The organism is Candidatus Koribacter versatilis Ellin345 (genome assembly GCF_000014005.1).
Lineage (GTDB): Bacteria > Acidobacteriota > Terriglobia > Terriglobales > Acidobacteriaceae > Korobacter > Korobacter versatilis_A.
In genome coordinates this window covers 1,456,130-1,480,257 of sequence record NC_008009.1, presented here as the reverse complement: position 1 = coordinate 1,480,257, position 24,128 = coordinate 1,456,130, and the positions used below count along the sequence as shown (strand labels likewise).

Annotated in this window: 27 protein-coding genes; 12 read left to right on the top strand and 15 right to left on the bottom strand. The window is 58.7% G+C overall.

The features are described 5' to 3' along the window. Window positions 1-2: 2 nt before the first annotated feature. From ppdK to ACID345_RS06130, 5 genes are all read right to left on the bottom strand, one after another. Entirely contained in the window at window positions 3-2,708 is a 2,706-nt protein-coding gene (ppdK, locus tag ACID345_RS06150) for a pyruvate, phosphate dikinase (protein WP_041855493.1), read from the bottom strand. A 64-nt stretch (window positions 2,709-2,772) separates the two neighbouring features. Next, window positions 2,773-4,962 (bottom strand): glycine--tRNA ligase subunit beta, encoded by a 2,190-nt coding sequence (gene glyS / locus ACID345_RS06145; RefSeq protein ID WP_011522000.1) that lies wholly within the window; start codon window positions 4,960-4,962, stop codon window positions 2,773-2,775. 184 nt (window positions 4,963-5,146) lie between these two features. Further along, window positions 5,147-6,148 (bottom strand): glycine--tRNA ligase subunit alpha, encoded by a 1,002-nt coding sequence (locus ACID345_RS06140; protein WP_011521999.1) that lies wholly within the window; start codon window positions 6,146-6,148, stop codon window positions 5,147-5,149. A gap of 100 nt (window positions 6,149-6,248) precedes the next feature. Next, a complete protein-coding gene (recO, locus tag ACID345_RS06135) occupies window positions 6,249-6,983 on the bottom strand; it encodes a DNA repair protein RecO (RefSeq protein ID WP_011521998.1) in 735 nt (244 codons plus the stop codon). Window positions 6,984-7,074: 91 nt separating this feature from the next. Continuing rightward, on the bottom strand, window positions 7,075-7,803 hold the full coding sequence (locus ACID345_RS06130; protein ID WP_011521997.1) for a DUF4440 domain-containing protein: 729 nt from the start codon (window positions 7,801-7,803) through the stop codon (window positions 7,075-7,077). 39 nt (window positions 7,804-7,842) lie between these two features. Here ACID345_RS06130 and ACID345_RS06125 point away from each other — a divergent pair, with 39 nt between their 5' ends. From ACID345_RS06125 to ACID345_RS06110, 4 genes are all read left to right on the top strand, one after another. Further along, the gene (locus ACID345_RS06125) at window positions 7,843-8,364 is read left to right on the top strand and encodes a hypothetical protein (protein WP_011521996.1); all 522 of its coding nucleotides are present in this window, start codon (window positions 7,843-7,845) and stop codon (window positions 8,362-8,364) included. Window positions 8,365-8,429: 65 nt separating this feature from the next. Further along, window positions 8,430-9,206 (top strand): class I SAM-dependent methyltransferase, encoded by a 777-nt coding sequence (locus ACID345_RS06120; protein ID WP_187148955.1) that lies wholly within the window; start codon window positions 8,430-8,432, stop codon window positions 9,204-9,206. A gap of 27 nt (window positions 9,207-9,233) precedes the next feature. Then, window positions 9,234-10,334: an ATP-binding protein gene (locus tag ACID345_RS06115; protein ID WP_011521994.1), complete on the top strand. Its 1,101-nt coding sequence runs from the start codon at window positions 9,234-9,236 to the stop codon at window positions 10,332-10,334. 217 nt (window positions 10,335-10,551) lie between these two features. Next, the gene (locus ACID345_RS06110; protein WP_011521993.1) at window positions 10,552-10,938 is read left to right on the top strand and encodes an Hfq-like protein; all 387 of its coding nucleotides are present in this window, start codon (window positions 10,552-10,554) and stop codon (window positions 10,936-10,938) included. Between the two features lie 52 nt (window positions 10,939-10,990). Here ACID345_RS06110 and ACID345_RS25185 read toward each other — a convergent pair whose 3' ends face one another. Both ACID345_RS25185 and dcd read right to left on the bottom strand, forming a co-directional pair. Then, window positions 10,991-11,461 (bottom strand): GNAT family N-acetyltransferase, encoded by a 471-nt coding sequence (locus tag ACID345_RS25185; protein ID WP_011521992.1) that lies wholly within the window; start codon window positions 11,459-11,461, stop codon window positions 10,991-10,993. After that, on the bottom strand, window positions 11,461-12,015 hold the full coding sequence (gene dcd, locus ACID345_RS06100; RefSeq protein WP_011521991.1) for a dCTP deaminase: 555 nt from the start codon (window positions 12,013-12,015) through the stop codon (window positions 11,461-11,463). Before dcd ends, ACID345_RS25185 begins: the two co-directional genes overlap by 1 nt. Before the next feature lie 127 nt (window positions 12,016-12,142). Between dcd and ACID345_RS06095 the strand changes: the two genes are divergently transcribed. Next, entirely contained in the window at window positions 12,143-12,466 is a 324-nt protein-coding gene (locus ACID345_RS06095; RefSeq protein WP_011521990.1) for an HU family DNA-binding protein, read from the top strand. A 148-nt stretch (window positions 12,467-12,614) separates the two neighbouring features. On the opposite strand, the gene ACID345_RS26865 is transcribed toward ACID345_RS06095, so the two are convergent. Both ACID345_RS26865 and ACID345_RS26235 read right to left on the bottom strand, forming a co-directional pair. Continuing rightward, window positions 12,615-12,860: a hypothetical protein gene (locus tag ACID345_RS26865; protein WP_011521989.1), complete on the bottom strand. Its 246-nt coding sequence runs from the start codon at window positions 12,858-12,860 to the stop codon at window positions 12,615-12,617. A gap of 104 nt (window positions 12,861-12,964) precedes the next feature. Continuing rightward, window positions 12,965-13,204 carry a hypothetical protein gene (locus ACID345_RS26235; protein ID WP_011521988.1) on the bottom strand — a complete coding sequence of 80 codons (240 nt, stop codon included), beginning with the start codon at window positions 13,202-13,204 and terminating at the stop codon, window positions 12,965-12,967. Between the two features lie 186 nt (window positions 13,205-13,390). Here ACID345_RS26235 and ACID345_RS06080 point away from each other — a divergent pair, with 186 nt between their 5' ends. Further along, window positions 13,391-14,371, top strand: a complete 981-nt coding sequence (locus ACID345_RS06080) for a site-2 protease family protein (protein ID WP_011521987.1) — start codon at window positions 13,391-13,393, stop codon at window positions 14,369-14,371. A 3-nt stretch (window positions 14,372-14,374) separates the two neighbouring features. After that, window positions 14,375-15,091 (top strand): lipid-binding SYLF domain-containing protein, encoded by a 717-nt coding sequence (locus ACID345_RS06075; protein ID WP_011521986.1) that lies wholly within the window; start codon window positions 14,375-14,377, stop codon window positions 15,089-15,091. A 41-nt stretch (window positions 15,092-15,132) separates the two neighbouring features. Here ACID345_RS06075 and ACID345_RS06070 read toward each other — a convergent pair whose 3' ends face one another. The 4 genes from ACID345_RS06070 to ACID345_RS06055 form a co-directional block, all read right to left on the bottom strand. Further along, entirely contained in the window at window positions 15,133-16,686 is a 1,554-nt protein-coding gene (locus ACID345_RS06070; protein ID WP_187148954.1) for a M3 family metallopeptidase, read from the bottom strand. A 68-nt stretch (window positions 16,687-16,754) separates the two neighbouring features. Next, window positions 16,755-17,093: a hypothetical protein gene (locus tag ACID345_RS06065; protein WP_148210037.1), complete on the bottom strand. Its 339-nt coding sequence runs from the start codon at window positions 17,091-17,093 to the stop codon at window positions 16,755-16,757. Window positions 17,094-17,154: 61 nt separating this feature from the next. Beyond that, a complete protein-coding gene (locus ACID345_RS25180; RefSeq protein WP_011521983.1) occupies window positions 17,155-18,774 on the bottom strand; it encodes an HD-GYP domain-containing protein in 1,620 nt (539 codons plus the stop codon). Between the two features lie 12 nt (window positions 18,775-18,786). Beyond that, complete coding sequence (locus ACID345_RS06055; protein ID WP_011521982.1) at window positions 18,787-19,323, bottom strand: type II secretion system protein; 537 nt, start codon at window positions 19,321-19,323, stop codon at window positions 18,787-18,789. A gap of 157 nt (window positions 19,324-19,480) precedes the next feature. Between ACID345_RS06055 and pyrE the strand changes: the two genes are divergently transcribed. Genes pyrE through ACID345_RS26860 form a run of 3 tightly spaced genes read left to right on the top strand, consistent with a single transcriptional unit; the run spans window position 19,481 to window position 21,346 of the window. Continuing rightward, window positions 19,481-20,068, top strand: a complete 588-nt coding sequence (pyrE, locus tag ACID345_RS06050) for an orotate phosphoribosyltransferase (RefSeq protein WP_011521981.1) — start codon at window positions 19,481-19,483, stop codon at window positions 20,066-20,068. Beyond that, window positions 20,068-21,132, top strand: coding sequence for an S-methyl-5-thioribose-1-phosphate isomerase (gene mtnA, locus ACID345_RS06045; protein ID WP_011521980.1), 1,065 nt, complete (start codon window positions 20,068-20,070; stop codon window positions 21,130-21,132). Before pyrE ends, mtnA begins: the two co-directional genes overlap by 1 nt. A gap of 52 nt (window positions 21,133-21,184) precedes the next feature. After that, window positions 21,185-21,346 (top strand): hypothetical protein, encoded by a 162-nt coding sequence (locus tag ACID345_RS26860; RefSeq protein WP_187148953.1) that lies wholly within the window; start codon window positions 21,185-21,187, stop codon window positions 21,344-21,346. On the opposite strand, the gene ACID345_RS06040 is transcribed toward ACID345_RS26860, so the two are convergent. Next, the gene (locus ACID345_RS06040) at window positions 21,321-21,902 is read right to left on the bottom strand and encodes a cysteine hydrolase family protein (protein WP_041855488.1); all 582 of its coding nucleotides are present in this window, start codon (window positions 21,900-21,902) and stop codon (window positions 21,321-21,323) included. The genes ACID345_RS26860 and ACID345_RS06040 overlap by 26 nt on opposite strands. Before the next feature lie 56 nt (window positions 21,903-21,958). Here ACID345_RS06040 and ACID345_RS25175 point away from each other — a divergent pair, with 56 nt between their 5' ends. Together ACID345_RS25175 and ACID345_RS06030 are read left to right on the top strand one after the other, a co-directional pair. Beyond that, window positions 21,959-22,633: a dienelactone hydrolase family protein gene (locus ACID345_RS25175; RefSeq protein ID WP_049761734.1), complete on the top strand. Its 675-nt coding sequence runs from the start codon at window positions 21,959-21,961 to the stop codon at window positions 22,631-22,633. A gap of 18 nt (window positions 22,634-22,651) precedes the next feature. Beyond that, the gene (locus ACID345_RS06030; protein ID WP_011521977.1) at window positions 22,652-22,846 is read left to right on the top strand and encodes a hypothetical protein; all 195 of its coding nucleotides are present in this window, start codon (window positions 22,652-22,654) and stop codon (window positions 22,844-22,846) included. 64 nt (window positions 22,847-22,910) lie between these two features. On the opposite strand, the gene ACID345_RS06025 is transcribed toward ACID345_RS06030, so the two are convergent. Beyond that, window positions 22,911-23,966: a class I SAM-dependent methyltransferase gene (locus ACID345_RS06025; protein ID WP_011521976.1), complete on the bottom strand. Its 1,056-nt coding sequence runs from the start codon at window positions 23,964-23,966 to the stop codon at window positions 22,911-22,913. Between the last annotated feature and the right edge of the window lie 162 nt (window positions 23,967-24,128).

Here is a 24,128-nt window from a genome sequence, read left to right as displayed (position 1 = left end):
TGTTACTTGCTGCGGCCGGCTTCGGCGCTGCCGGTCTTCTCGGCCAGGCCGGCTTGCGCGGCGGCTAGGCGAGCGATCAGTACGCGGAACGGGCTGCAGGAAACGTAGTTCAGGCCCACCCTGGCGCAGAACTCGACGGACGACGGATCGCCGCCGTGCTCGCCGCAGATGCCCAGCTTCAGTTTCGGGCGGGTGCTGCGTCCCTTTTCGCAGGCCATCTTTACCAGCTGACCGACGCCTTCCTGGTCGAGCTGGGCGAATGGATCCTGCTTGAGGATGCCCAGTTCGAAGTAGGTCGGGAGGATCTTGCCTACGTCGTCGCGGGAGAAGCCGAAGGTGGTCTGGGTGAGATCGTTGGTGCCGAAGCTGAAGAACTCAGCTTCCTTGGCGATCTCATCGGCAACCACGGCAGCGCGTGGCAGCTCGATCATGGTGCCAACCATGTACTCGACCTTCACACCCTTTTCCTCGAAGACTTCCGCGGCCACACGGCGCACGATGTCTGCCTGGTTCTTCATTTCCTTCAGGCTCGTCGTGAGCGGGATCATGACCTCGGGCTTCGCCTTGATGCCCTTCTTGGTGACCTGCACGGCCGCCTCGAAGATGGCGCGCGCCTGCATCTCGGTGATCTCCGGGTAGGTGATGCCGAGACGGCAGCCACGGTGACCGAGCATCGGGTTCTGCTCGTGCAACTGCTCGACACGCGAGAGCAGGTGGCGCAGTTCCTTGAGCTTCGGCGACTTGGGCTTGGTGATTTCCAGCTGAGCGATCTGGACCATAAGGTCTTCGCGCTTGGGCAGGAACTCATGCAGCGGCGGGTCGATGGTACGGATGGTGATTGGGTAGCCGTCGAGCGCGGTGAACAGGCCGGCGAAGTCGGAGCGCTGCATGGGCAGGAGCTTCTTCAGCGCCGCGCGGCGGTCCTTTTCGTTGTCGGCGAGAATCATTTCGCGCATGTGGCCAATGCGGTCTTCGGCGAAGAACATGTGCTCGGTACGGCAGAGCCCGATGCCCTCGGCGCCGAACGCCGCAGCCTGCTTCGCGTCGCGAGGAATGTCGGCGTTGGCGCGAACACCCATCTTGCGGAACGGTTCGGCCCAGCTCATGAACTTCATCAGCTCGGGATCGTCGGTGCGAGCGGGGTTGGTGTTCAGCTTGCCGTTGATGACGCGGCCGCTGATGCCGTCGAGCGAAATCCAGTCGCCGGCCTTGAGCACCTTGCCCTTGACGCGCATTTCGCGCTTCTTCTCGTCGACTTCGATTTCACCGGCGCCGGCAACGCAGCACTTGCCCATGCCGCGGGTGACAACCGCCGCGTGGCTGGTCATGCCGCCGCGTGAGGTGAGAATGCCCGCCGCGACTTCCATGCCGTGAATGTCTTCCGGCGTGGTTTCGCCACGAACGAGGATGACTTGCGCAGCCTTGTCCTTCTGGACCTTGGCAACGGCTTCGTCGGCGCTGAAAACGATCTGTCCGACGGCCGCGCCCGGCGATGCCGGCAGGCCCTTAGACAGGACTTCGATCTTCACACCCTTCTCTTCGAGCGAGGGGACGAGGAAGTCGTTGAGCTGGATGGCTTCGACGCGCATTACGGCGTCTTCCTTCGAGATCAGGCCTTCTTCCACCATCTGGATGGCGACGCGGACTGCGGCGCGGCCGGTGCGCTTGCCGTTGCGAGTCTGCAACATGAAGAGCTGGCCGTCTTCGATGGTGAACTCGAAGTCCTGCATGTCGCGGTAGTGATTCTCCATCTTCGTGGTGATTGCGCGAAGCTGTTCGTACACGTGCGGCATGATTTCCTGCAGGCCGATGATCGGCACCGGGGTACGGATACCGGAGACGACGTCTTCGCCCTGCGCGTTCATGAGGAACTCGCCGTAGAACTCCTTGGCGCCGGTGGCTGGGTTGCGGGTGAAGCCCACGCCCGTGCCGCTGGTGTCGCCGAGGTTGCCGAACACCATGGACTGGACGTTCACGGCGGTGCCAATGGCGTCGTCAATGTTGTTCATGCGGCGATAGTGCTTGGCGCGATCGTTGTTCCAGCTTCTAAACACGGCGTCACGCGCCATGGAGAGTTGTTCGACGGCATCTTGCGGAAAGTCGCGCTTGGTGTGCTTCTTCACGAGCTTCTTGTAGCCCTCGATAACTTCCTGGAGGTCCTTCGCGGTGAGGTCGGTGTCGAGCTTCACTTTGCGCTGGTGCTTCTTGCCGTCGAACACTTCTTCGAACTCGGACTTCTCGATATCGAGCACGACGTTGCCGAACATCTGGATGAGGCGGCGATAGCTGTCGTAGGCGAAGCGCTCGTTGTGGCTGCGCTCGGCCAGGCCTTTAACGGACTGGTCGTTGAGGCCGAGGTTGAGGATGGTGTCCATCATGCCGGGCATGGAGAACTTGGCGCCGGAACGGACGGAGACGAGCAGCGGATCGCTGGGGGCACCGAGCTTTTTGCCGCGCAACTCTTCGAGCTGCTTGAGGGCTGCGAGCATTTCCTTCTGGACTGCGGTGGAGGTCTTGCCACCCTTCATGTACTCACGGCAAGCTTCGGTCTGGATGGTGAATCCCGGGGGGACGGGCAGGCCAACGTTGGTCATCTCGGCGAGACCTGCACCTTTGCCGCCGAGTACATCTTTCATTTTGCCGTTGCCCTCGGCCTTACCGCCGCCGAAGGAGTAAACGTATTTCACAGATGTTTCTGGAGTCGCCATACTGGCCTCGATTGGTTCTAGAGTTGTTGCCATTTATTAGTCCTTGAACAGCGGTAATAAGAACCTAAGTTCTTTCGGTTACGATCTCGCTGAAGTCAGCGATGATTTCAAATTGCGAGACAATCGCCAGCAGCAGCAGCAGACGCGCGGTACGCTTCTGTTCGTCGTCGACCATGACCATGACTTTGTCAAAGAACGCGTCGACTGGCTTACGCAGCCCTGCAACCAGCGAAACTGCTTCCTGGTAACTTTTCAATTGCACAGCCGCCTGGACGCGCGGCGAAACATCCATGAAGGCGCGGATGAGGGCAGCCTCTTCGGGATGCTCGGCGCGCTTTTCGTACTCTTCCATCTTGAAACGAACGCTGGCCACGTCTTCGCCAAGGTTCATAAGCGGATGAACTTTCTTCTCCTCCGCCTGCTTCAGGATGTTCTTCATGCGCTTGAACGCAGCGGAGACGGCGATGAAGTCTTCCGATCCGCGGACTGCGGTAACCGCTTCAGCGCGCGCAATGGCGTCGACGACATCGTCGGCGTTGGAGGCGAGCACGGCGTTGACTACGTCGTAATGGAAGCCCTTCACCTCGCGAAGGTAGAAGTCGAGGCGCTCGCGCATAAAGGCCGCGATGTTTTCGGTGCACTTGTCGTCGGCGGCGAATCGCAGTTCAGCTTCGCTTCCCTTGTACTCGGTGCGCGCGTCGTCGAACGTGGTCCGTAGGCTTATCGGCAGCTTGTGCTCGGCGATGATCTTGACGACGCCGTTCGCGGCGCGACGCAGCGCAAAGGGATCTTTGGAGCCGCTGGGGATCAGGCCGAGGGCGAACATGCCGGCGATGGTGTCGGCTTTGTCGGCGACGGCGACGATCGCGCCTTCGATGCTGCGCGGAACACTGTCGTCCATGGACACGGGTTTGTAGTGGTCGTACACGACGTCGCCGATGGCGTTGGCGACTTCCTGGTTGCAGTCGAGACGCTCGCCCTGCGCCTTTGCGTAGAGGCCGCCGACGACACCCTGAAGTTCAGTGAATTCCTTCACTAGTTCGGTAGTGAGGTCGGTCTTGGAGAGCAGCGCCGCTTTGTGCACCACACCGGCGCGAACGGTGATACCGGCCTGCATCGCGACTTCCGCGATCAGGCTCGCGAGTTTCTGGAAGCGGCAGGTCTTGTCGTAGTAGCTCCCGAGGTCTTTCTGGAAGGTGACCGACTTGAGCAGTTCCACGCGCTGGCGGAGGTCGAGTTTCTGGTCGGTGTTCCAGAAGAAGCGCGCGTCGTTGAAGCGGGCGCGCAGCACGCGCTCGTTGCCGTGGCGGATTAGGCCGTCGGGATCGCCGTTGGTGTTGAGCACGGCGAGGAAGTGCGGCGCGAGTTTGCCGCCGGCGTCTTCGACAGCGAAGTACTTCTGGTGATCGCGCATCACGGTGACCAGCACTTCTTCCGGAAGCGAGAGATATTCGGGGTCGAAGCTGCCGAGTAGCGCCGATGGCGACTCGGTGAGGTTCACCACGGTGTCGAGCAGGTCTTTATCTTCGCGCCAGCGCGCGCCCGTGATGGTGCGGGTGGCGGCATCGAGCGCTTTGCGGATCTTGTATTCACGGTCTTTGCGATCGACCACGACCGCGGCTGCGGCGAGCGTGTCGCGATAGTGACTGGGATCGGGAAGTGTGACCACGCCGTGCGAGAGGATGCGGTGTCCGCGGCTGCGATTGCCTGCGGTAACGCCGTCGAACTCGAGGGGAACAACGTCGTTGTCGAGTAGCGCGACCATCCAGCGTACCGGGCGCACAAAACGCTCCGAAGTCTTGCCGGGACGCCAGTACATGCTTTTCGCCCAGTAGACGCCGTTGATTTCTTTTGGCAGCAACTCGCTCAGGATTTCGGAAGCAGAGCGGCCCTTCCTGGCAACGGTTGCGGCGATGTATTCGCCTTTCGGGGTTGAAACTTTCTCGATGGCATTGAGGTCCACACCGGCTTTCTTGGCGAAGGCGTGCGCGGCGGGCGTCGGTTCACCGTCTTTGTAGGCGACCTTCGTCGAGGGCCCCATGAGCTGTTCTTCGACGTCGGGCTGGGAAGTACGGAGCGATTTCGCAACCACGGCGAGGCGTCGCGGCGTGGAATAGGACTCCACGTGCACCCCTTCGGCGAGGCGTTCGCGCTGGACGAGATCGCTGACCCGCTTCGCGAGTTCTTCGCGGGCCGAATCGATCATGCGGGCGGGAATCTCTTCAGTGCCTATCTCGAGCAGGAAATCAGCCATGCAATCTCTTTATTCTCAATTTTCAGCGGCCCATTCGTATGTGAGCCGGGTCACAAAGGTTCGTTACTGCCGTCAAAAATCAAAATCTTTCACCACGAAGGGCACGAAGGATCACGAAGGTTTTTCGAGATTTTTCTGATTCCTTCGTGGTCCTTTGTGTCCTTCGTGGTTCACTGTTTTGACTCTATGCACTGGCGGTTGCCTCGGCTGCTTCTTCTGGTGCAGCCGCTTGCTGGCTTACCCACGCCTTGGCTGCGGCTACGGCCAGTGCTCTGACGCGCGCGATTACGCCTACACGCTCGGTTACGCTGATCGCGCCGCGGGCGTCGAGGATGTTGAACATGTGCGAGCATTTCAAGGTCAGATCCGAAGCCGCGAGGATCGGGAAACGCGATTTCTCCGAGGCCGTGAACTGCGGGGCCTCCGGAGCCTTGCCCTTCTTTGGCGCTCGGCTTGATGCGTGATATTCGTCGAGTAGCGCCTTGGCTTCGGCTTCAAACAGATCGAAGTGCTGCCAGAGTTTCGTTACATCGGCTTTTTCAAAGTTGTAAACCGAGTACTGCAATTCGTCGGCAAGACGAACGTCGCCATAGGTGACCGGCTTGCCGTCTGGCCCGACGACCCACACGATGTCGTAAATCGAATCCACGTCTTGTAAGAACGCAGCGATGCGCTCCAGACCGTAGGTCAGCTCGGCCGCGATCGGGTCGAGATCGACGCCGCCGCACTGCTGGAAGTACGTGAACTGGGTGATCTCGAGGCCGTCGAGCATCACCTGCCAGCCAATGCCCCACGCGCCGAGCGTTGGCGACTCCCAGTTGTCTTCCTCGAACTTGATATCGTGCTTCGAGAGATCAATGCCGATCGCCGCCAGTGATTCGAGGTACAACTCCTGCACGTTCTGCGGCGGTGGCTTGAGGATGACCTGGTACTGAGTGTGCTTGTAGAGCCGATTCGGGTTCTCGCCGTAGCGGCCATCGGCGGGGCGCCGCGAGGGCTGCACATAGGCGACACTGTAGGGCTTGGGGCCGAGCACACGAAGGAAAGTTTCCGGGGCCATGGTGCCGGCGCCTACTTCCACGTCGTGCGGTTGTTGCAGGATGCAGCCATGTTCGGCCCAGAAATTTTGCAGGCGAAGGATGAGTTGCTGGAAAGTGAGCGGATTCTTATGACAGTCAGAGGACACGGTCTTAAATTCCAATTCTACAGAGATTGACAGCCATCAATCTCCTGAAAGCCCGCCGCCTTTGCGGAAAATTAACCTGAGAAGTGCCAAAAGCGGTGGGTCAGTCCAATTTGTCGAGCATGGTCACGGTGACCAGCTTCTTTTCTAAGTGCCGCTCCAGGATTTGCACCAAGAAGCGGCGTAAGTCGGCACAACGTTGGCGCGGCCATGGCGCGCCGGCAAAATTCTCTAACGGGGCCCGAAACATCAAATCCGCGATGGCGCGCGATTCCACCGTCAACTCGGTTGAGGCCAGGCGCTTATCGTTCGCGCACACCAGGCCATCCACCAGCGGATGGAAGAACGCCCGGTCATCCAGCTCTTCTCCGCAGACCACGCAATGCATCAGGTCGGGAAGAAAGCCTGCCAGCCGCACCATCCAAAGATCGAAATACGTCAGCGGCATCCAGACCGCTCCGGGAACCAACTGTCCCAGCACCGCCAACGAGAGCCGGAAAACCGCGTCATTCGGCTCGCGGTCCGGCAGCAGGTCGTCGATGACTTCGGCGACGTGCCCTAACGCCAGCGCTCGCGGATAATCCACCTCTGCCGACATCGGACTCGCCAGCACATCGCACGAGTCCAACCGGGTCAGTTCCTGTCGCTCGCGATCTTCGTAATACACCCGCACATGCGTCAGCGGTTCGAGTGCCCCGCCAAACCGGCGGCGCGACTTCTTGGCCGCTTTCGCCACGCCTTTGATTTTGCCTTCCGCGCGGGTAAACAGCGTCACCAGCAGATCGGCCTCGCGCATTGGATAGGTGCGGAGGACAATCGCCTCAGATTGCTTGAGCATGACGGTCTACTCAGACTGCTCTGGCAAGATTGAGGGCGTGAGGCTCAAGCGTTGATTCTAAATGGCAAAAGGCAGGTTGAGCAAAAGCCGACTAGCTGGCCGTCTTGTCCGAGACTTTCTTCCAGACAACATCTTCGTTGTTACGGCGGTCGATCATGGAATCGACCTTGCCTTTGGTGAAGTGGAAGACACGTCGGCCTTCGACACCCTTGCGGAAGAAAATGTCGCAGCCTTCGGGAATGAGTTCGACCGCAGGGCGTGAGCCACGCTTCAACGTGAGGCGCCCTGCTTCCACGGCGACGGTGGCACGGTCGCCAGCGGCGAGTTCGTAGGTGCCGACGTAGTCTTTCAGTTTCTTCTCGTCAACCGCGCCTGGGGCAGGATCTTCGTAGTAGCGCAGCACTTGTCCGGCTACGATTTGCCATTGGCTGTTGCGATACATCCAGGTGTCGGTCTCGTGATATCGGGCGTGCATTTCCTGGCCGAAGATCGTCTCTGTCTCATTCATGTCGTAGGAATTGATGGCGGTGTTGCCCTCGAGATGGAACTTCGAGTTCACGAGCTTGATCTCACCGGAGTAACCCTTGGGCAGGGGTTCGACGTCGGCCACGAGTGCCGTTTTGTCCATGGCGCGGCCTTTTTCGTCGAAGTAGAGAACGTCGTCCGCGAAGTACTTCTGCCAGGGGTCCTTGTTGCCTACGGCCACGGCGTCGAAGAGTTCCTGGCTTCTCTGGACGACTTCCTGCTGGGTGATGGGCGCGGGACTTTTGGCGCAGGCGGTGGTGAGAGCAAGGGCGGCGATGAGGGCAACGAGTTTCATAGGCATTTGACGGACAACCGATAATTGTCGCGGAAGCATATGCCATTTCGCGATCCAGTCACCGCGCAGATTGCCGCGTTCGTCACAGAAATCGGACTGGAGATTCGTACTGTCGAACTGACGGGCGAGAATTTCCTGCCGGGCCTGAGGATTGAAGGCAGCGTGATCCTTGTGGACGAGGCACAGCTGCTGTATCCGGGCGACATATTGCATGAAGCAGGACACCTCGCGGTGATGACGCCAGAAGATCGGCGCACAACGGGGGAACACGCAGGCGAGGACGCCGGCTTTGAGATGGCGGCGATCGCGTGGTCGTATGCGGCGGCGCTGCACATCGGGATCGATCCGCTCATCGTCTTCCATGCGAATGGATATAAGGGCGGCGGCGCCAACATCGTAGAGAATTTTCGCAAGGGACAATTCTTCGGAGTGCCGCTGCTGCAATGGATGGAGATGACTGCGGAGCCGAGGCAAGCCGAGAAACTCGGGCGGCCTCCGTTTCCCCAAATGCGCAAATGGCTGCGGGACGAACCCGCCCAAGGTGACGGACAATCCTTGTAGAATCCTCGCCACGGAGGATGATGATGGGAGCGCAAGCGCCGGACTTATCTGCATTGAAGGGCCAGATGAAGGCCAGTTGGATGGCCGGCGACTTCGGCAAGATCGCTGCACTGAACCGCAAGTGGGGCGAGGACTTCGTGGATCGGCTCGATTTGAAGCCGGGGATGAAGGTACTCGACATCGCGTGCGGGACCGGCAACCAAGCACTTCCGGCGGCACACAAGGGCGCAAATGTGACCGGTGTTGACATAGCGACGAACCTGCTCGCGCAGGCGCGGGAGCGAGCCGCCGCGGAAAAACTGGCGATCAACTTCATCGAAGGCGATGCCGAAGAGTTGCCGTTTGAAGATGCGTCGTTCGACGTGGTGTACTCGATGTTTGGCGCGATGTTCGCGCCGCGTCCGGAGCGCGTAGCGGCAGAGTTGAAACGGGTTTGCAAACCTGGAGGGATGGTCGCGATGGGCAATTGGACGCCAGAAGGCGTTCCGGGCCAGATCTTCCGTGCAACTGCAAAATATCTTCCGCCACCTCCGGGGCTGCAGCCGCCGTCGATGTGGGGCGTGGAGGACGTGGTTCGCCAGCGGCTCGGCGATGGGTTCGAGTTGAAAATGCAGAAGGTGCGGGCCCGCGCTGAATACGCCGAGATGAAACCGATGGACGTCGTGAACCTCTTCCGCGAATGGTTTGGGCCGACGAAGATGGCATTTGCGCGGCTCGATCCAGAGAACCAGCAGAAACTCGCTTCGGACATCGAGCAGATTTTTGCGAATGCGAACAATCATCCGAGCGGCGGGATGTCGCATGATGCGGAATATCTTGAGGTGCAGGGACGACGGAAATAGAAGCCCGAACCTGCTAACTTATTCTCAATGCCCTTCTCCGACTTCCACGGCAATCCTGCCACGGTTCAATCAGCGCGCGAAATGCTTGGGCGCGGGCGGTTCCCACATGCGGTGATCCTGAGCGGGCCGCGCGGTAGCGGCAAGTTCACACTGGCGCAGATGATTGCCAAGGCGATGAACTGCCTTGAGCCGCCGATGACCGACGACGGCCTGCCCGATTTCTGTGGACGCTGCTCAAACTGCGAGCGGATTGCGCAAGCGGACGATCTCGATGCGCGATTTACGGAGGCTGTCGAGGCGCGTGAGGGCCTGCGCGAGACCGACAAAAAGGAAACTCGCATCCTGGTGCAGACGCATCCGGACGTGCTCATCATTCCGCCTGATCCGCCGCAGATGCTGGTGAAGGTGGACCAGGTGCGCCACGTGATTGGGCACATCTATTACAAGCCGACGCAGGGCGAGCACAAGGTTTACATCTTCCCTACCGCCAACTTCATGAAGGAGGCGGCGAACTCGCTGCTGAAAATTCTGGAGGAGCCGCCGGAATTTGCGACGATCTTCCTGCTTTCGGAAAATCCCAGTTCCCTGCTGGCGACGATTCGTTCGCGTTGTGTGCAATTGCGGCTGGAAGCGATCGCGCCGGAAGATGTGGAGAGTTATCTGGAGAAAGAGCGTCCGGAGTGGGCGGCGCGGCAGCGGGCGCTGGTGGCACGTCTCTGCGGGGGTGGTATCGGCCAGGCCAGGACCTTCGATCTCGCGGCGTACACGGCGGCGCGTCAGGATGCCCTGACGTTGTTGCGATCTTCCGTCGCGGCGCAGGACCATACCGAGCTCTTCAAAGTGACGGAGGGCTACCGCGCAGGAGCGGAAGGAAAAGAGAAAACCGACCAACTGATCCGGGCGAGCTACTCTCTGCTGCAGGACCTTCTGTATTTACTTTCCGGTACTCCCAAATTGGTCCGAAACACGGACTTGGGCAGCGAATTAACCAAGCTGGCACAATCGGTTGATTTGGGATGGGTGCAAAAGGCGGCGCTCAAGCTTGGTGAGGTGGAGACGGGCATGCGGCGTAACCTGTTGCGCAGCTTATCCCTAGACGCCTTTGCCACGTCGCTGGAACGCGCCTGAGGGGCAATGGAGGGTGGGGTTAGCCGAAAGTAACCGTCCCTAATACTTAGGGTGATTGTCTCCCGGAAAAGCCTGTGATACGGTAGGCAGCAAGTTCACACCTTAGTACACTCGCGGACCAGCGCATCCCTCGGCTGAGCTGTCTTACGAAGCCACCTGTGCGCGCCACCACGGTGAGTGCTTTTGGGAGTGACGTCGCCTTATCAGGAGACGCACCATGAAAGATTCTATGGATTCCACTGCGGTCGGCCGCGCCCTGGAACCGGATTTCTCGAATCGTAAATTGATTCGGCCTTCGCTCGGACGTCCCGACCACGCACGCAGTGAGCAGATGCAGGAACGACGCGAACGCCCCATGAATGGCGGCGGGGGCGCGGGCAAGAAGACACCTCCAGCCGAACAGACCCACGCCGAAAATTTCTATTACCAGAAACAGATGCAGGCAAAAACGCCGATGGTCTTCGTGCTGCAGGACGGCGAAGAGATCCACGGCAGCATCGAGTGGTACGACAAGACCTGCCTGAAGATCACGCGAAGCAATGGCGCGAACCTGCTGATCTATAAGCCCAGCATCAAATACATCTACAAGGAATCCGAGAAATAGGTCGGAACAAGATTGAACGTGAAAGCCCCGCTGAGCGGGGCTTTTGCATTGGTCAGAGCTCTTTGGTCAGCAGCAGCGTGTGGCACTGCACGCCGTCTTTCAACTGCTGCGTGGATTCGAACTCCTTCGTCCCGGTCAGACGATAGCCGAACCGTTCATACACCGGTGGCAATTCGGTCCGCTGGCTGAGTACGGTGATGTCGGCGAACTTGCAGCCCTGCTCGCGGCAGTGGGCTTCGGCAGCACGCGCCAATCGGAAGGCCAGAGGACTGCCCTGCTTCTTCGGGTGTACTGCGAGCATCGCGAGGAGGGATCGCTCACCGCGCGGTTCGACGTAGATGGATGCAACGATCTCGCCGTTGTCGAGCACGACGAAGAATTTGCCCTTCTCCATCATCTCTTCGATTCGCGCTGCATCGGCGCGCTGGCCTTCGAGGAAGGTCTCGATAGCGAACGCCGCGTTGATCACCCCCAGCATGGCGGGGATATCCGCGGCGTTCGCTATTCGAATTTCGATGGGCATTACAGCTTCGGCAACACGATTCCCTTCTGCGACTGGTACTTGCCCTTTTTGTCCTTATAGCTGATCTCGCAAACCTCATCGCTCTGGAAGAACAGGATCTGGCAGAGGCCTTCGTTGGCATAGATCTTCGCCGGCAGCGGCGTGGTGTTCGAGATTTCGAGGGTGACGTAGCCCTCCCACTCGGGCTCGAAGGGCGTGACGTTCACGATGATGCCGCAGCGAGCGTAGGTGCTCTTGCCAACGCAGATGGTCAGCACGTCGCGCGGGATTTTGAAGTATTCGACCGAGCGCGCGAGGGCGAAGGAGTTCGGCGGCACGATGCAGACGTCGCTGGTTATGGTGACAAAGGACTTCTCGTCGAAGTGTTTGGGGTCGACGATGGCGTTGTTGACGTTGGTAAAGATCTTGAATTCGTCCGCCACGCGCAGGTCGTAGCCGTAGGACGACAGGCCGTAAGAAATGACCCCTTGGCGCATCTGCTTCTCGTAAAAGGGGTTGATCATGTCGTGTTCTTGCGCCATGCGGCGTATCCAGCGGTCACTCTTGATGGCCATGGGTCTCCGTTGAGAAGGTCAGGTCGTGGAACTTGGGAAGTCAGTGGCCATCTTAAAAGGCAATGACCATGATTGACAATGGGCGCGGTTCCACTTACGATTCGCATTCAGCCATTCTGTGTATGTCATGGATTTAGAGCAGGATAGGCGTGCTGTCACCACCTTTACCCGGAGCCCAACCGTGATCAAGCTGGACATCATCAACGAAGTGGTGAACAAGACCGGCGTAACCAAGACCAAAGCCGAGCTGGCCGTCGAGACCGTGTTTGAGAGCATGAAGAAGGCCTTGTCGCGCGGCGACCGCATTGAACTCCGCGGCTTTGGCGTCTTTAACGTGCGCCCTCGCAAAACCGGCATTGGCCGCAATCCGCGCACCGGCGCGGAAGTGAACATTCCGCCGGGCAAGGCGGTGCGGTTTAAGCCGGGAAAAGAACTACAGTCGATCGATTAGTTCGGCGTTGGCGGATCCGTCGGAATGTTAGGCAGCGGCAGGTCCGTCCCACTTGGCTGCGATCCCGTCTTCGAGCCATTCTGCTCAGTTTTGCTGGGCAATCCAAACCCCCAGTTCGTCAACCTCCATCGCCGATCTGAGCAGTTCCCTAGAAGTTCCCACCGCTGCTGGCTATCGGGCGAAAGCCGAATTTCCATGCTGTCAAACTGTTCGTCGGGCTCGAAGCGGCACGGTTCATACGAGAAATCGTTCGCGGCGTATGCGCCGTGATGGTGATGATGATGTTTCCACCAGTGGTCGTGATGATGGTGGTGATCGTGGTCGTGGTCGTTATGATCGCTGCGTAGACCGGTTTTCCGCTGGGCGGTCGCCGGCTGCGGATGTTTCGGAACATTCTTATCTTTATCCCGGCTGGTTTTCGCGCGATCGGTCACTGACTGAGAGGCTGGCGGCTGCTTGTGTCCGCTATCCCGTGGTGAGACTTCGGAGCGGGCCACGTTACCGGGCGATGGAGAAGCGGAGTGCCCACCACTTCCGGAACTGCTGTTGTGAGAACCGCCAGAAGAACTCGTTCCGCCGCTGCTGTGGCTCGAAGAAGAACCCCCACTGGAACTCGATCCGCCACCCGAAGAGTGTCCGCCACCACCACCAGACGAAGAGGATCCGCTCGAAGATGCGCCGGTGGATCCCGAGGAACTGCTCGCGCCATGCTGCGCGAAAACGGGAACCGCGATCCAAAGTAACGATGCTACCAGGGACGCCCGCATACCAATCCGCATACAGGACTCCTGACTCGACTCTGGTATAGCACCAGAGTCGGGCCGAACAGTGCATACTTTTGTGACGATTTGCGGTAGTTCCGTTCCCGGGCAGGGTCGGTATCTCAACTGGCACCGACATGAGATTATGGAGGGCGTCCTGAGCATGTCTGACCCGAATACCCCTCTGCCAACGGAATCCCCGGAATACGATTATCCCGTACCGGTGTACTACTATCCCCGCGTAAAGACGCGGTATTGGCTGCATGCACTGTTGCTGGCGCTCACGTTCTTTACAACGCTGACGGTGGGAGCTAAGTTTCAGGACAACTTCATGCACCATCAGCCGCTGATTGGCGATGGCTTCCCTTTCCCGCTGCTTTGGGTTCTGCATCAACCTTCGAACTTGCTGCTTGGCCTGCCGTTTGCGCTGTCCCTGATGGGGATCCTGCTCGCGCACGAGATGGGGCACTACGTCTATTGCCGGCGTTACCATGTGCTTGCGACGCTGCCCTATTTTCTTCCGGCGCCGACTTTGATTGGGACACTTGGTGCGTTCATCCGGATCAAGTCGCCGATCCGATCGCGCAAGGCGCTCTTCGATATCGGCATTGGTGGACCGATTGCCGGATTCGTCGTCGCGATGCCTTTGCTGTTCCTCGGGCTGGCGCTTTCGCGCGCGGGATCTGGCGAACCGATTGATTTTGGCTTTCCCCTGGTATTCCATCTGGCACATATTGTCTGCGGGCCGCGCGTGGCCCTGAGCCAAACCGCGCTGCATCCGATCGCGATTGCGGCATGGTTCGGCATGTTTGCCACTTCACTGAACCTGCTGCCCGGCGGGCAACTCGACGGCGGGCACATTCTTGCCAGCGTCTGGCCGCGCACACATCGATGGATTTCGATTTGCACCATCATCGCTCTCTTTGGGCTGTCGTTTTTCTTGTTCCTGGGTTGGTTGCTGTGGGCCATTTTCCTGGCGATCGCAATTCGCCACCCGTGGGTGCCGGAATATCCGCCGCTCGATAAGCCGCGACGTTGGATAGCGTTCTGCGGTCTGGTAATGTTGGTGATAACGATTGCACCGCGCCCCTTCGCTGGCCTCTCGATTTATGACTTCATCATGTATTGGAAACACGGAGGGTAAGGAATGAAGCGCTGGATTGCGGCCCTGCTTGGGCTGCTGATGGCTCCCACATTGTCTCTCGCATCCACCGGTGAACACGAAGCTGATCGCGTTGAAGAAGCCGGCACCGTGATGGGCGAGATCCTGAATATTCCCGACAACATCCCGCAAGACCTGCTCGACAAAGCTGAGTGCGTGATCGTGCTGCCTTCGGTGAAGAAGTTTGCGATCGGTATCGGAGGAAATTACGGGCGCGGCATTATGACCTGCCGCACGGGCGAACACTACACCGGGCACTGGAGCGCACCGGCGCTCTATGCGCTTGAGGGCGGGAACATTGGCTTTCAGCTTGGCGGCGAAGAGACAGACTTCGTGCTGCTGGTGATGAACACACGTGGCGCGTCCTCACTATTGAAGAGCAAAGTGAAGCTTGGAGCGGATGCCGCGGCTGCTGCTGGTCCGAAGGGTCGCAACGCGCAGGCCGCGACCGACGTAGTGATGCGCGCGGAGATCTTGTCGTATTCTCGATCGCGCGGATTGTTCGCGGGTATCTCGCTCGAAGGCACGACACTGCGCTCGGATGGTAGCGCTAACCATAAGCTCTACGGACGCGAGCTCTCGGCGAAAGACATTATTCGCCTCGGCAAAGTCGGCGCGCCGGCATCGGCGTCGAAGCTGCTCTCCGTGTTAAATCATCACTCGCCGGTCAATAAGTCGGACCCGAAGTCTCTGCAAAATTAGGCGGGCGTGATTCAAACAAACCCCGCGAACGCGGGGTTTTTCTATTGCAGCGTGAGTGATCCGCTGAGGAAGCGGACCAGGTAGCGCGGCGTCAGGGCCTCGCCGGTGCCTTTTTTCATGTACTCGTCAATGGTCATCTCGGCGCCGCGCGCGAAGAAATCAGCCTTAAGTTCTTCCCCGGCGGCCTTGCCCCAAGTGCGGCCGTACTGCTGGTCGATGTGATGAACGATCTGGTGAGCCACCATGTCGCCGACAACAAGACTCTGAAGGTAGATCGGGTCAGATCCGTACAGTGAATTGAATGCCCACACTGGCTCGTCGTGCATATCCACGCCGAGATACTGCGAGTGGATGCGGTTGTATACCGCCGACGGATCCTGATCGGGATCGCCATAGGTCTCGAACTCCGAGAGCGCGTCGGCGATAGTGCCCCGCACCTCCATTAGCTGGCGCAGACGATAGCTGGTTCCCATCTGCCGTGCCTGTGCCGGGCTCAAAGCAAACGTTTTGATCTCAACCTCGGGACGATAAAGCTGAAGAGTGAAAACCTGCGCCGTGCCTTCATCCATTGGCTCCGCGTAGTTCGCGCGTATGAGATAGGAGGGCTCATCCATTAGCTCGTAGTGCAGAGCGTGACCGGTGGCGTGAAAAAGATGATCGTAATAATCGATGCCCTTGTACCGGTTCGCCAGTATCTTGGCTTCTTTTCCATACAGGACCGGATAGGCCGCCCCGCCGAAACCGAGGTCCGCGTCGTGCATTTCTACCGAGTCGAGGTTGTAGCCGAGGGCTTGTGCGAGTTGCTTGGCTTTTGGCCAGCCTTCCGCTACCGGAAATTTCTGCGCTTCGAACGATTGGGTGAAATTCGCGAAGTAGAAGTCGAGGTCCCACGGCTCAATCTTCGCAACACCGAGGACTTTCCGCATCTGCGCCAGCAGGCGCTGGTACTCCGGCTCAGTTTGTTCCTTGATCTGGTCGAACCAGGAGAAGAGGTCCTGCACCTCAAGGCCTTTGCGGTGCAGCATGAACATCGAGAAGATTTCGTCGGAGTACTTGCTGGCGAGGTCGTTGCGCAGACGGATTGCCTGCCGGATGTGGTCGCCATTCGCCTTCGTGATTTGGGTCTCGGCACGCCAGGCCGCTTCGCGAATACGGCGATCGGGGTTGTGCTCGAGCAGATCGGTGAGTTCCGCGCGAGTCAGTGAGCGATCACCGACCTTGTATCGGATTGCATTGTCCTGATTGGTAACTTGTTCGACTACGGCCGTGAGGGCCGGATCGTTGGTGATCTTGGTGTACACCGCTTCGTTCAGAAACAGTTTCTGGCGTTTTTGCAGCAGCGGATCGGTGAACTTGGCCTTCTTCAGTTGTACGAGGAACTTGTCGTCCGAGACGACGGTGCGGATCTGTTCTTGAATCGGGCGCGAGGACAAGTTCGATTCGCCGAGGGCGATCTTGTACTCCATCCGCCAATAATCGGCGTATAGCTTTTCCAATTGCTGTTCGCGTGCGTCGAGTTGCGCCGCAATGGGCGCCGGCTTCTGGGCGACGCACGTCCCGGCGAGAATCAGAACCCAACAGAGAAGTCTTCGCATGACGAAATGTATTGAAGCACGTTCGTGCCGCGAATCGTCAACCTTGAAATCGAATGGAACCAGCGACATCACAGCAAGGGTTCGACTCGCTTCTTCCAGGCTGGAGCTTGGTTCTTGAAATGGATCACGCCATCGTCCCCCGGATCATACTCGAAGATGATCTTCCCCGGTTTCTGGTCGGGATCTGCGTCGTCCCTAGTATAGAAAGTAAAGAGGGTATTGCGCCCAACGGGCTTGCGTTCGATTTTATGAATCGACTCAACCACCGGCTGTCCGCCCTGCTCCTGGACAATTTTGACGTGGGTATGGGTAATCTCGAAGGTGCGGCCGGCAAAGCGCGGATCGTCTGTGACCCAAGTCCCCAGCAGGTGTTGCGGAACAACAGGAATCGCGTCTTGACAAGCCAAGCACCAGCTCAGCATCAGAACGGTCGTTATAATCGCAAGAGACCTGACTAAGAACCGTTGCTCAGTTTGTGATGGTACTTGCGACAAGCTGAGTCTCCTCTTTTTCGGCCATCATCTCCAAAAAGACGATTAGGACGGCGGGATCGAAGTGGGTTCCTGATTGGCTCTTCATGATCGCCAGCGTCTGCACGGTGGGAAGACCCTTACGGTAAGGGCGATCGGAAGTCAGGGCATCGAAGCAGTCGGCCACGGCGAAAATGCGGGCATGAAGACTGATCTCCTCACCCTTCAGCTTGTTGGGGTAGCCGGTACCGTCGTACCACTCGTGATGCTGTGACACGATCGAGAGCGCTTTGCGGAAACCTGCGATGGGCTCCAGGATTCTCACGCCGATTTGCACGTGGCTCATCATGGTGAGCATCTCGTCGGGGGTGAGTTTGCCAGGTTTGTCCAAGACATCGGGCGGCGTTCCAATTTTCCCGATGTCATGCAACAAGCCACCCATGTGCATGATGTTGAGTTCTTCGGGCGAGAGTCCCATCCGCCGTCCAATCGAAGTTGCAAGCACCGTTACGCGTTCGGAATGACCGGCCGTCCAATCGGATTTAGCGTCAATGGCTCGGGCAAGCGCTGTGAGAGTCCCCCAATGGAGTTCCTCCATCGCTTTGAACTGCATCTCCAGTTGCCGCGCCATCTCATTGAAGGAGTCTGCGAGGTTCTCGAACTCGTCGCCGCTGTGCACATCAAGCGAGATTTTGAAGTCTCGTCCCGCAATCTGTTTGGTGGCTTCTTCGAGCCTCTCGAGCGGACCGAGCGTGCGGCGGATCTGGACCAGGCTCAGCAGCAAAACGACCCAGAACACTAACAGGATGAGCAATGGGAACGACTGGCGAAAGCGTGCCATGGGGGCGAGAACGTCTTGACGGTTGGCGCTCACTACAATCGTCCATGACTGCTGGAAGAAGCTCGGCGTAATCAGCAGCTTCCAATATGCCGCGTCATAGGTCTCCGATCCACTCCGCCAGGAAAAAAGGTCGGAACTGTGGTCGAACCGCCCCGCCGCATTCGACTGGAGCGCCGCATCCCCGGCGGGGCAGAAGATCGGTGCCCGGTCTGCCGAAAATACACACATGTCGAGCCCCGGGGGAATCGTCCGCGCCTCGAACACGAATACGAGGTCGAGTTCACCGGCCACCACGAGATTCGTATTCTTGCTCTTGCGCAGCATCAGCAGACACTCCATGCCGGCGTTAACTCGGCAAGGGATGCTTCGCAGCAAGGCCTTTCCGGTTCCGAGGTGGTGTAGTTCCTGCTCCGTCAGGTCCGGCATCGAAATGGAATTGCCGAGGACCGCCTGCGCCTCTCGAGAGGGACCGAATGCCCCCACGCGCAAGAAGTGTTTCGCCAAGAGATCGCTCGCCGATAGCTTCGACGAAGGTTCCGCCTCGGACACGAGAAGTTGTAGATCTGTATCTGCCATCTCGAGGTTGTGAAAGATGGCCATTCCTTCGCTTTTACTCGAGTGCTGCAATTGTTTCAGGCTCTGTTCGCGAAGCTGTGAGGAGACTTGGTAAAACGACAACACAGCCAGCACCGTGACCGGCAACAGGGCGCAACCGATGAACAACAACAGGATGCGACGCGCTACCTTGCTCTTCACTACTGCGGTCGTAAACTGCATCAGTGTTGCTCCTTAGTAGTCAGAGGCCAAGCCGACAAACGACCCATCACTGGCATAAATGATGTCGTCCTGGCTCTGTTTAGCCGTCAGTGGCGGAACGCTTAGTTTGTCTTCGCCCATGCTGTACAGGTCGAAATAGCTGTTGATGGGCACAAGGAAGCGGTCCTTGCGCTGCTTCCCCTTGCCTTTGGTATCGGCGAAATTCAGGTATTGGTAGGGATCTCCCCAGGGATCCTTCGTATCACTGCGACCGATGTCATCGAGGGTGTCGGGATACTTATCGTAGGTGACGTTGTAGGCCTGGATGTCATTCACGATCGCGCGAATATCTCCCACTGCCCTTGCAATTCGCGCTTGCCGTACGGCCTGCATGAAATTGGGAATGGCAATCGCCGCGATCGTCAGGATGATCGCGACCACCACAACCAGTTCGATCAGTGTGAACCCCTGCTGTTTCCGAGGCGCGCGAAAATGCGCCCGCGTTGAACAACGGAGGGCCGTCGTACGTGAGTTTTCGGTGCTCAACGGCACGTCGAACTCTATCGGCATATTCGTGTAGTGTCTCAACGGTTGCCTTTACCGGAAACTCACGTCAGTAACCGTTATGGCACCACGGTAACGGTCATCGGTAATCGAACAGAACTGTCGACTGCGAATCGGACGTTTTAACGAAGCGAGTAGCCCCGCGTGTTATCGTTTTAGAAGCATGAATCATCGCGGCGAACTCCTGTCGTTATTGGCCCAGAAGAGCTTTGCCTTGGGGCAGTTCAAGCTCTCTAGCGGGGGCACCAGCGACTACTACGTGGATTGTCGGGTTACGACCCTTAGCGCCGCCGGCGCCCACCTGACCGGTCTGGTTTTCCTCAACGAAATCCGCAATCGCGGGTGGAACCCTGCGGCGATTGGCGGACTGACCATGGGCGCCGACCCGATTGTGACCGCCGTCTCCATTGCCAGCGTGCTTGAGGGTACTGGCGAGATCGAGGGCTTTCTCGTGCGTAAGGCCGAGAAAGAACACGGCATGAAGAACCGCATTGAGGGCTTCAAAGGCAAAGGCTCGCGCGTCGTGATCGTGGACGACGTATGCACCACCGGCTCTTCGACGATCCAGGCCATTGCTGCCGCCCGCGAGTTCGGATTCGAGGTCACAGGCGTGATGTGCCTGGTAGAACGGTTGGAAGCGATGGGTCGTCCGGCGGTGGAATCCGAAGCCGGCGGCGCGCCGTTCGTCTCAGTTTTCACCTCCGACGAGGTTCGTGTGAGACACGTTGAATTGAAGGGCGCGGCGAAGTAATGACGAAATCCGTGATCAAGACTGTTGAATGGTCGGACGAAGGCGTTGTGCTCGTTGACCAGACCAAGCTTCCGACCGAGGAAGTCTACGTAACTTGCGGCACCTACGAAGAAGTCGCGGTGGCGATCAAGGACATGATCGTGCGCGGCGCGCCGGCCATCGGAGTAACCGCGGCGATGGGAATTGCCCTCGGCGTGCGCGATGCGAAGGCTTCGACGCTGAGTGAATTACGCCAGATGTTCGGCATGATTTGCCGGACCATGGGCGAGACGCGGCCGACCGCCGTGAACCTCTTCTGGGCGATCCGCCGCATGCAGCGCAAATTCGAAGAGCTGAGCAACATGCCGCTGGCGGTGATCAAGGCTGAGATGGTCTTCGAAGCCAAGCGCATTCATCTCGAAGACATCGCGGCGAACCAGGCAATGGGACGCAACGGCGCGGTGCTGATGCCGAGTGAAGGTGGCGTGCTGACGCATTGCAACGCCGGCGCGCTCGCTACCGCAGGTTACGGCACGGCGCTCGGCGTCATTCGAGCGGCGGTGGAGAGCGGCAAGAACATTCGGGTATTCGCGGACGAGACCCGCCCGTTCCTGCAAGGCGCACGCCTGACCGCATGGGAGCTGATGAAGGATGGCATTGATACCACCGTCATCAGCGACAACATGGCGGGCGCGATGATGGCGCAGGGCAAGATCCAGGCGGTGGTGGTGGGCGCGGACCGCATCGCGGCGAATGGCGACGTGGCCAACAAGATCGGCACGTACACGGTTGCGGTGCTCGCCAAGGAGCACGGCATTCCGTTTTATGTTGCGGCGCCGTGGTCCACTATCGATCTCGATACGCCGGATGGTTCGAAGATTCCGATTGAGCAGCGCAACGGGCGCGAGGTGACGCACATCGCGGGCAAGCAGATGACGCCCGACAACGTGCGCATCGAGAACCCGGCGTTTGACGTGACGCCCAGCAAGTATGTGACGGCGATCATCACCGAACGTGGCGTGGCGAAGGCTCCGTACGACGAATCTTTACGGAAACTCGCAGAAACCGAGACCGTTTCAGCCTGAATCTCGACAACTTTGTAGCTGAATGCGGGTTACTGTCAGTGAGTCAACCGACATGCAACTCGCACGCTCCCTCTTCGAACGCGTCACTTCCCAGACCATCCTGCCCATGGTGACGCTGGGATTCAGCGGCGCAATTGCCACCGCGATGGTGGAGCTGTTCAATAGCTGGCGCGCGGAGTTTGCGAATGTCAGGACGTCGCGACGCTTGCGTTAGCAAAGTCGATCTCCGCCGCGGGTTTCACCGTCACGCTTTTTCCTCCGGCATCAAACCCATCCAGCAGCGCATTGTGATGCGCAATGATTTGATCGAATGTGAGCGTTCGGGTGTCGCCACACATGTGGCCATCGGCAACAAGAGTCACGTCGAACCCAACGGAAACCGCACGCCGTGTGGAAGTGTCGATGCAGTACTGCGTCATGCATCCAGCGATAACCAGTTGTTCGGCGCCAAGTTTCTTCAGCTCGTCCAGCAAGCTGGTTTCGAAAAACGAATCGCAGAATTTCTTGTGAACGATGACTTCCCCGCGCTTGGGCTGAATTTCTTCGCGGATCGGAAACCCGGCGCTGCCGGGCTCCAGGCGATGGCCGACTCCGCCTTCATGCTGGACGTAAATCACCGGTACTTTTGCCGCGCGCGCTCGCTTGAGCAGCTCGCTGATCCGCCAGACACAGGCATCCAGCGCCCTCTCAGTCTCTTCCGGACGTCGGCGTGAAATTCCGGCGAGAATTCCCTCCTGGACGTCGATCACCACTACTGCAACTTTCGGCATGAATCCAATTTTGGCACATGAAGCGATGCGTCGTAACGTGCATCTAATCAGGCATCTTGGAAACCACATTCCTCAGCGACGACACTCGTATCCGAATCGATAGCCACCGTCCTAAAACCGCAGGGCGCTACCCAATTGTGCTGGCGCTGCATGGGTCCGGTGGCTTCGCAAACCTCAACTATAACGAGTTCGCGCACATGCTCGCCGACCGCGGCTTTGCTGTGTTCGTGCCGCATTATTTCGACGCCACCGGTACTACGTGGGCATATCCGCAGGAGATTCGCGAGCATCATCGACGCTGGATCGGGGTGATCTCCGATGCGATTGAGTGGGCGGGCCAGCAGGAGTTTGCGGACGCAAGTTCGGTGGGCATCGTCGGGTTTTCGCTGGGAGCGTATCTCGGTCTGACGCTGAGTGCCATGCGGCCCGGAGTTCGTGCTGTGGTGGATTACTTCGGCGGCATGCCGGACGAGATCATCGCGGAAATGAAGCATTGCCCTGCCGTGTTGATCCTGCACGGTGATCGAGACTTGACGGTGCGGGTCACTGAGGCGTTCAAGCTCGAGTCGTTGCTGAAATCGCGCAAGGTGCCCCATGAGATGAAGATCTACAAAGGTGCAGGCCACGGCTTTCGCGGGCTCGACATGCTCGACGCCGCGCAGCGCACTTATTTCTTTTTAAGGAAGCACCTGCACGATTCCGCGAACTTCAGCGAGCCGAAAGCCGTATAACTGAGTGGCGAGGTACGTATGCTCACGTTCCTGGTGTGGTGTGTGGTACTCATCTTCTGCTGGCCCCTGGCGATCATCGCACTCGTTCTCTATCCCATCGTGTGGCTGCTCCTGCTGCCATTTCGCATCCTGGGCGTTGCCGTGGACGGGGTACTCGATCTGATCTGGGCGATTTTCACCCTGCCCGGAAGGCTAGTTCGAAAAATCGCGTAGTCTTCTCTCGCAAAAACATGTGCAAGTTCCGGGCTTCTCTATGGGAAACCCGGAACTGATTTGACTACGGACGGGCCTCGTAAATCAGGTTGAATGGCGTTTCCGTTGCGCGGCGGAACTGGCTGAAGCCGGCAGATTCGACGACTTGTCGCACTCTCTTCTCGCCAGCTTGCGCGCCAAGACACGCGCCCACTTCCTGCGAACGCGAGCACGGCGTACAGAGCAAGGTGGAGAACGAGTAGTACACGCGTCCGACCGGGTTGAAGTTGTCGTGCATCTCGTCGTGCGCGAAGGGTTCCACGATCATCCATGAGCCATCGTCTTTGAGAGCGCGACGCACGTGAGCAGCAGCACCAACGGGATCGCCCATGTCATGCAAGCAGTCGAAGACGGAGACAAAATCGTAGCCGTCGCCGGGAAACTCTTTCGCGCTGGCTAGCTGGAAGGTGACGCGATCATCCACGCCCTCGAGCCGCGCTGCTTCGCGAGCCATCTCGATGGACTTATCGTGATAGTCGAAGCCGAAAATATTGGAGTTCGGGAACGCCTTTGCGAGCAGGATGGTCGATGCGCCTTTTCCGCAGCCAATATCAGCGACCTTCGCTCCACGCTCGAGTTTCTCCTTCACGCCGCTTAGCGCAGGGATCCATGAGCTGACGAGATTCATCGTGTAGCCGGGCCGGAAAAACTTCTCGCAACCATGAAAGACCGCTTCATCGTGCTCGTACCAACCCATGCCGGCGCCGCTGCGGAAAGCGTCGGTGATGCGCGGGACGGCAGCGAGCGATCCGAGAGCGAGTTCAAATGCTCCAGGAATATAGGCGGGTCCGTCCTCGTGAGCGAGCGTGAGAGTTTGCTCCTCGGTCATGCCGAATTTCTGCGTATGTGCGTCGTAAGTTAGGTATCCGCCGGCGGCCTGGGAGGCTGCCCATTCGCGTACGTAACGTGCGTCTGTCCCCGTGGCTTGCGCGAGTTCATCGGCAGTGAGATTCTTTCCGGCCAGCGCTTTATAGAGGCCGAGCCGTTCTCCAATGACCACCATGCCCGCATGGGCCGTGGCGCCAAGATCGGAGACAAATTTGCCGAGAAAGTCGTGCAGTTTTGCTTCGCTTACAGCCATTACTCATCCATCCTTTATGTTGTTCGGTCTCGCCAAATGGCGAGACGGTTCTTTGAAAAATACAGAGCAGCGGCAGGGCGTTTGTTATCGGCGTGTCACACGCGTGTCACGTCGCTGCACGAAATGGAATTCGTGGGACAGACCACGCGATTTGAGGACGAA

Bases quoted from the DNA above. Each gene is read 5' to 3' on its own strand.
- ppdK (WP_041855493.1), bottom strand. From the start codon at position 2,708: ATGGCGACTCCAGAAACATCTGTGAAATACGTTTACTCCTTCGGCGGC.
- glyS (WP_011522000.1), bottom strand. From the start codon at position 4,962: ATGGCTGATTTCCTGCTCGAGATAGGCACTGAAGAGATTCCCGCCCGC.
- recO (WP_011521998.1), bottom strand. From the start codon at position 6,983: ATGCTCAAGCAATCTGAGGCGATTGTCCTCCGCACCTATCCAATGCGC.
- ACID345_RS06130 (WP_011521997.1), bottom strand. From the start codon at position 7,803: ATGAAACTCGTTGCCCTCATCGCCGCCCTTGCTCTCACCACCGCCTGC.
- ACID345_RS06125 (WP_011521996.1), top strand. From the start codon at position 7,843: ATGCCATTTCGCGATCCAGTCACCGCGCAGATTGCCGCGTTCGTCACA.
- ACID345_RS06120 (WP_187148955.1), top strand. From the start codon at position 8,430: ATGAAGGCCAGTTGGATGGCCGGCGACTTCGGCAAGATCGCTGCACTG.
- ACID345_RS06115 (WP_011521994.1), top strand. From the start codon at position 9,234: ATGCCCTTCTCCGACTTCCACGGCAATCCTGCCACGGTTCAATCAGCG.
- ACID345_RS06110 (WP_011521993.1), top strand. From the start codon at position 10,552: ATGAAAGATTCTATGGATTCCACTGCGGTCGGCCGCGCCCTGGAACCG.
- ACID345_RS25185 (WP_011521992.1), bottom strand. From the start codon at position 11,461: ATGCCCATCGAAATTCGAATAGCGAACGCCGCGGATATCCCCGCCATG.
- dcd (WP_011521991.1), bottom strand. From the start codon at position 12,015: ATGGCCATCAAGAGTGACCGCTGGATACGCCGCATGGCGCAAGAACAC.
- ACID345_RS06095 (WP_011521990.1), top strand. From the start codon at position 12,143: ATGGATTTAGAGCAGGATAGGCGTGCTGTCACCACCTTTACCCGGAGC.
- ACID345_RS26865 (WP_011521989.1), bottom strand. From the start codon at position 12,860: ATGTTCCGAAACATCCGCAGCCGGCGACCGCCCAGCGGAAAACCGGTC.
- ACID345_RS06080 (WP_011521987.1), top strand. From the start codon at position 13,391: ATGTCTGACCCGAATACCCCTCTGCCAACGGAATCCCCGGAATACGAT.
- ACID345_RS06075 (WP_011521986.1), top strand. From the start codon at position 14,375: ATGAAGCGCTGGATTGCGGCCCTGCTTGGGCTGCTGATGGCTCCCACA.
- ACID345_RS06070 (WP_187148954.1), bottom strand. From the start codon at position 16,686: ATGCGAAGACTTCTCTGTTGGGTTCTGATTCTCGCCGGGACGTGCGTC.
- ACID345_RS25180 (WP_011521983.1), bottom strand. From the start codon at position 18,774: ATGCAGTTTACGACCGCAGTAGTGAAGAGCAAGGTAGCGCGTCGCATC.
- ACID345_RS06055 (WP_011521982.1), bottom strand. From the start codon at position 19,323: ATGCCGATAGAGTTCGACGTGCCGTTGAGCACCGAAAACTCACGTACG.
- pyrE (WP_011521981.1), top strand. From the start codon at position 19,481: ATGAATCATCGCGGCGAACTCCTGTCGTTATTGGCCCAGAAGAGCTTT.
- mtnA (WP_011521980.1), top strand. From the start codon at position 20,068: ATGACGAAATCCGTGATCAAGACTGTTGAATGGTCGGACGAAGGCGTT.
- ACID345_RS26860 (WP_187148953.1), top strand. From the start codon at position 21,185: ATGCAACTCGCACGCTCCCTCTTCGAACGCGTCACTTCCCAGACCATC.
- ACID345_RS06040 (WP_041855488.1), bottom strand. From the start codon at position 21,902: ATGCCGAAAGTTGCAGTAGTGGTGATCGACGTCCAGGAGGGAATTCTC.
- ACID345_RS06030 (WP_011521977.1), top strand. From the start codon at position 22,652: ATGCTCACGTTCCTGGTGTGGTGTGTGGTACTCATCTTCTGCTGGCCC.
- ACID345_RS06025 (WP_011521976.1), bottom strand. From the start codon at position 23,966: ATGGCTGTAAGCGAAGCAAAACTGCACGACTTTCTCGGCAAATTTGTC.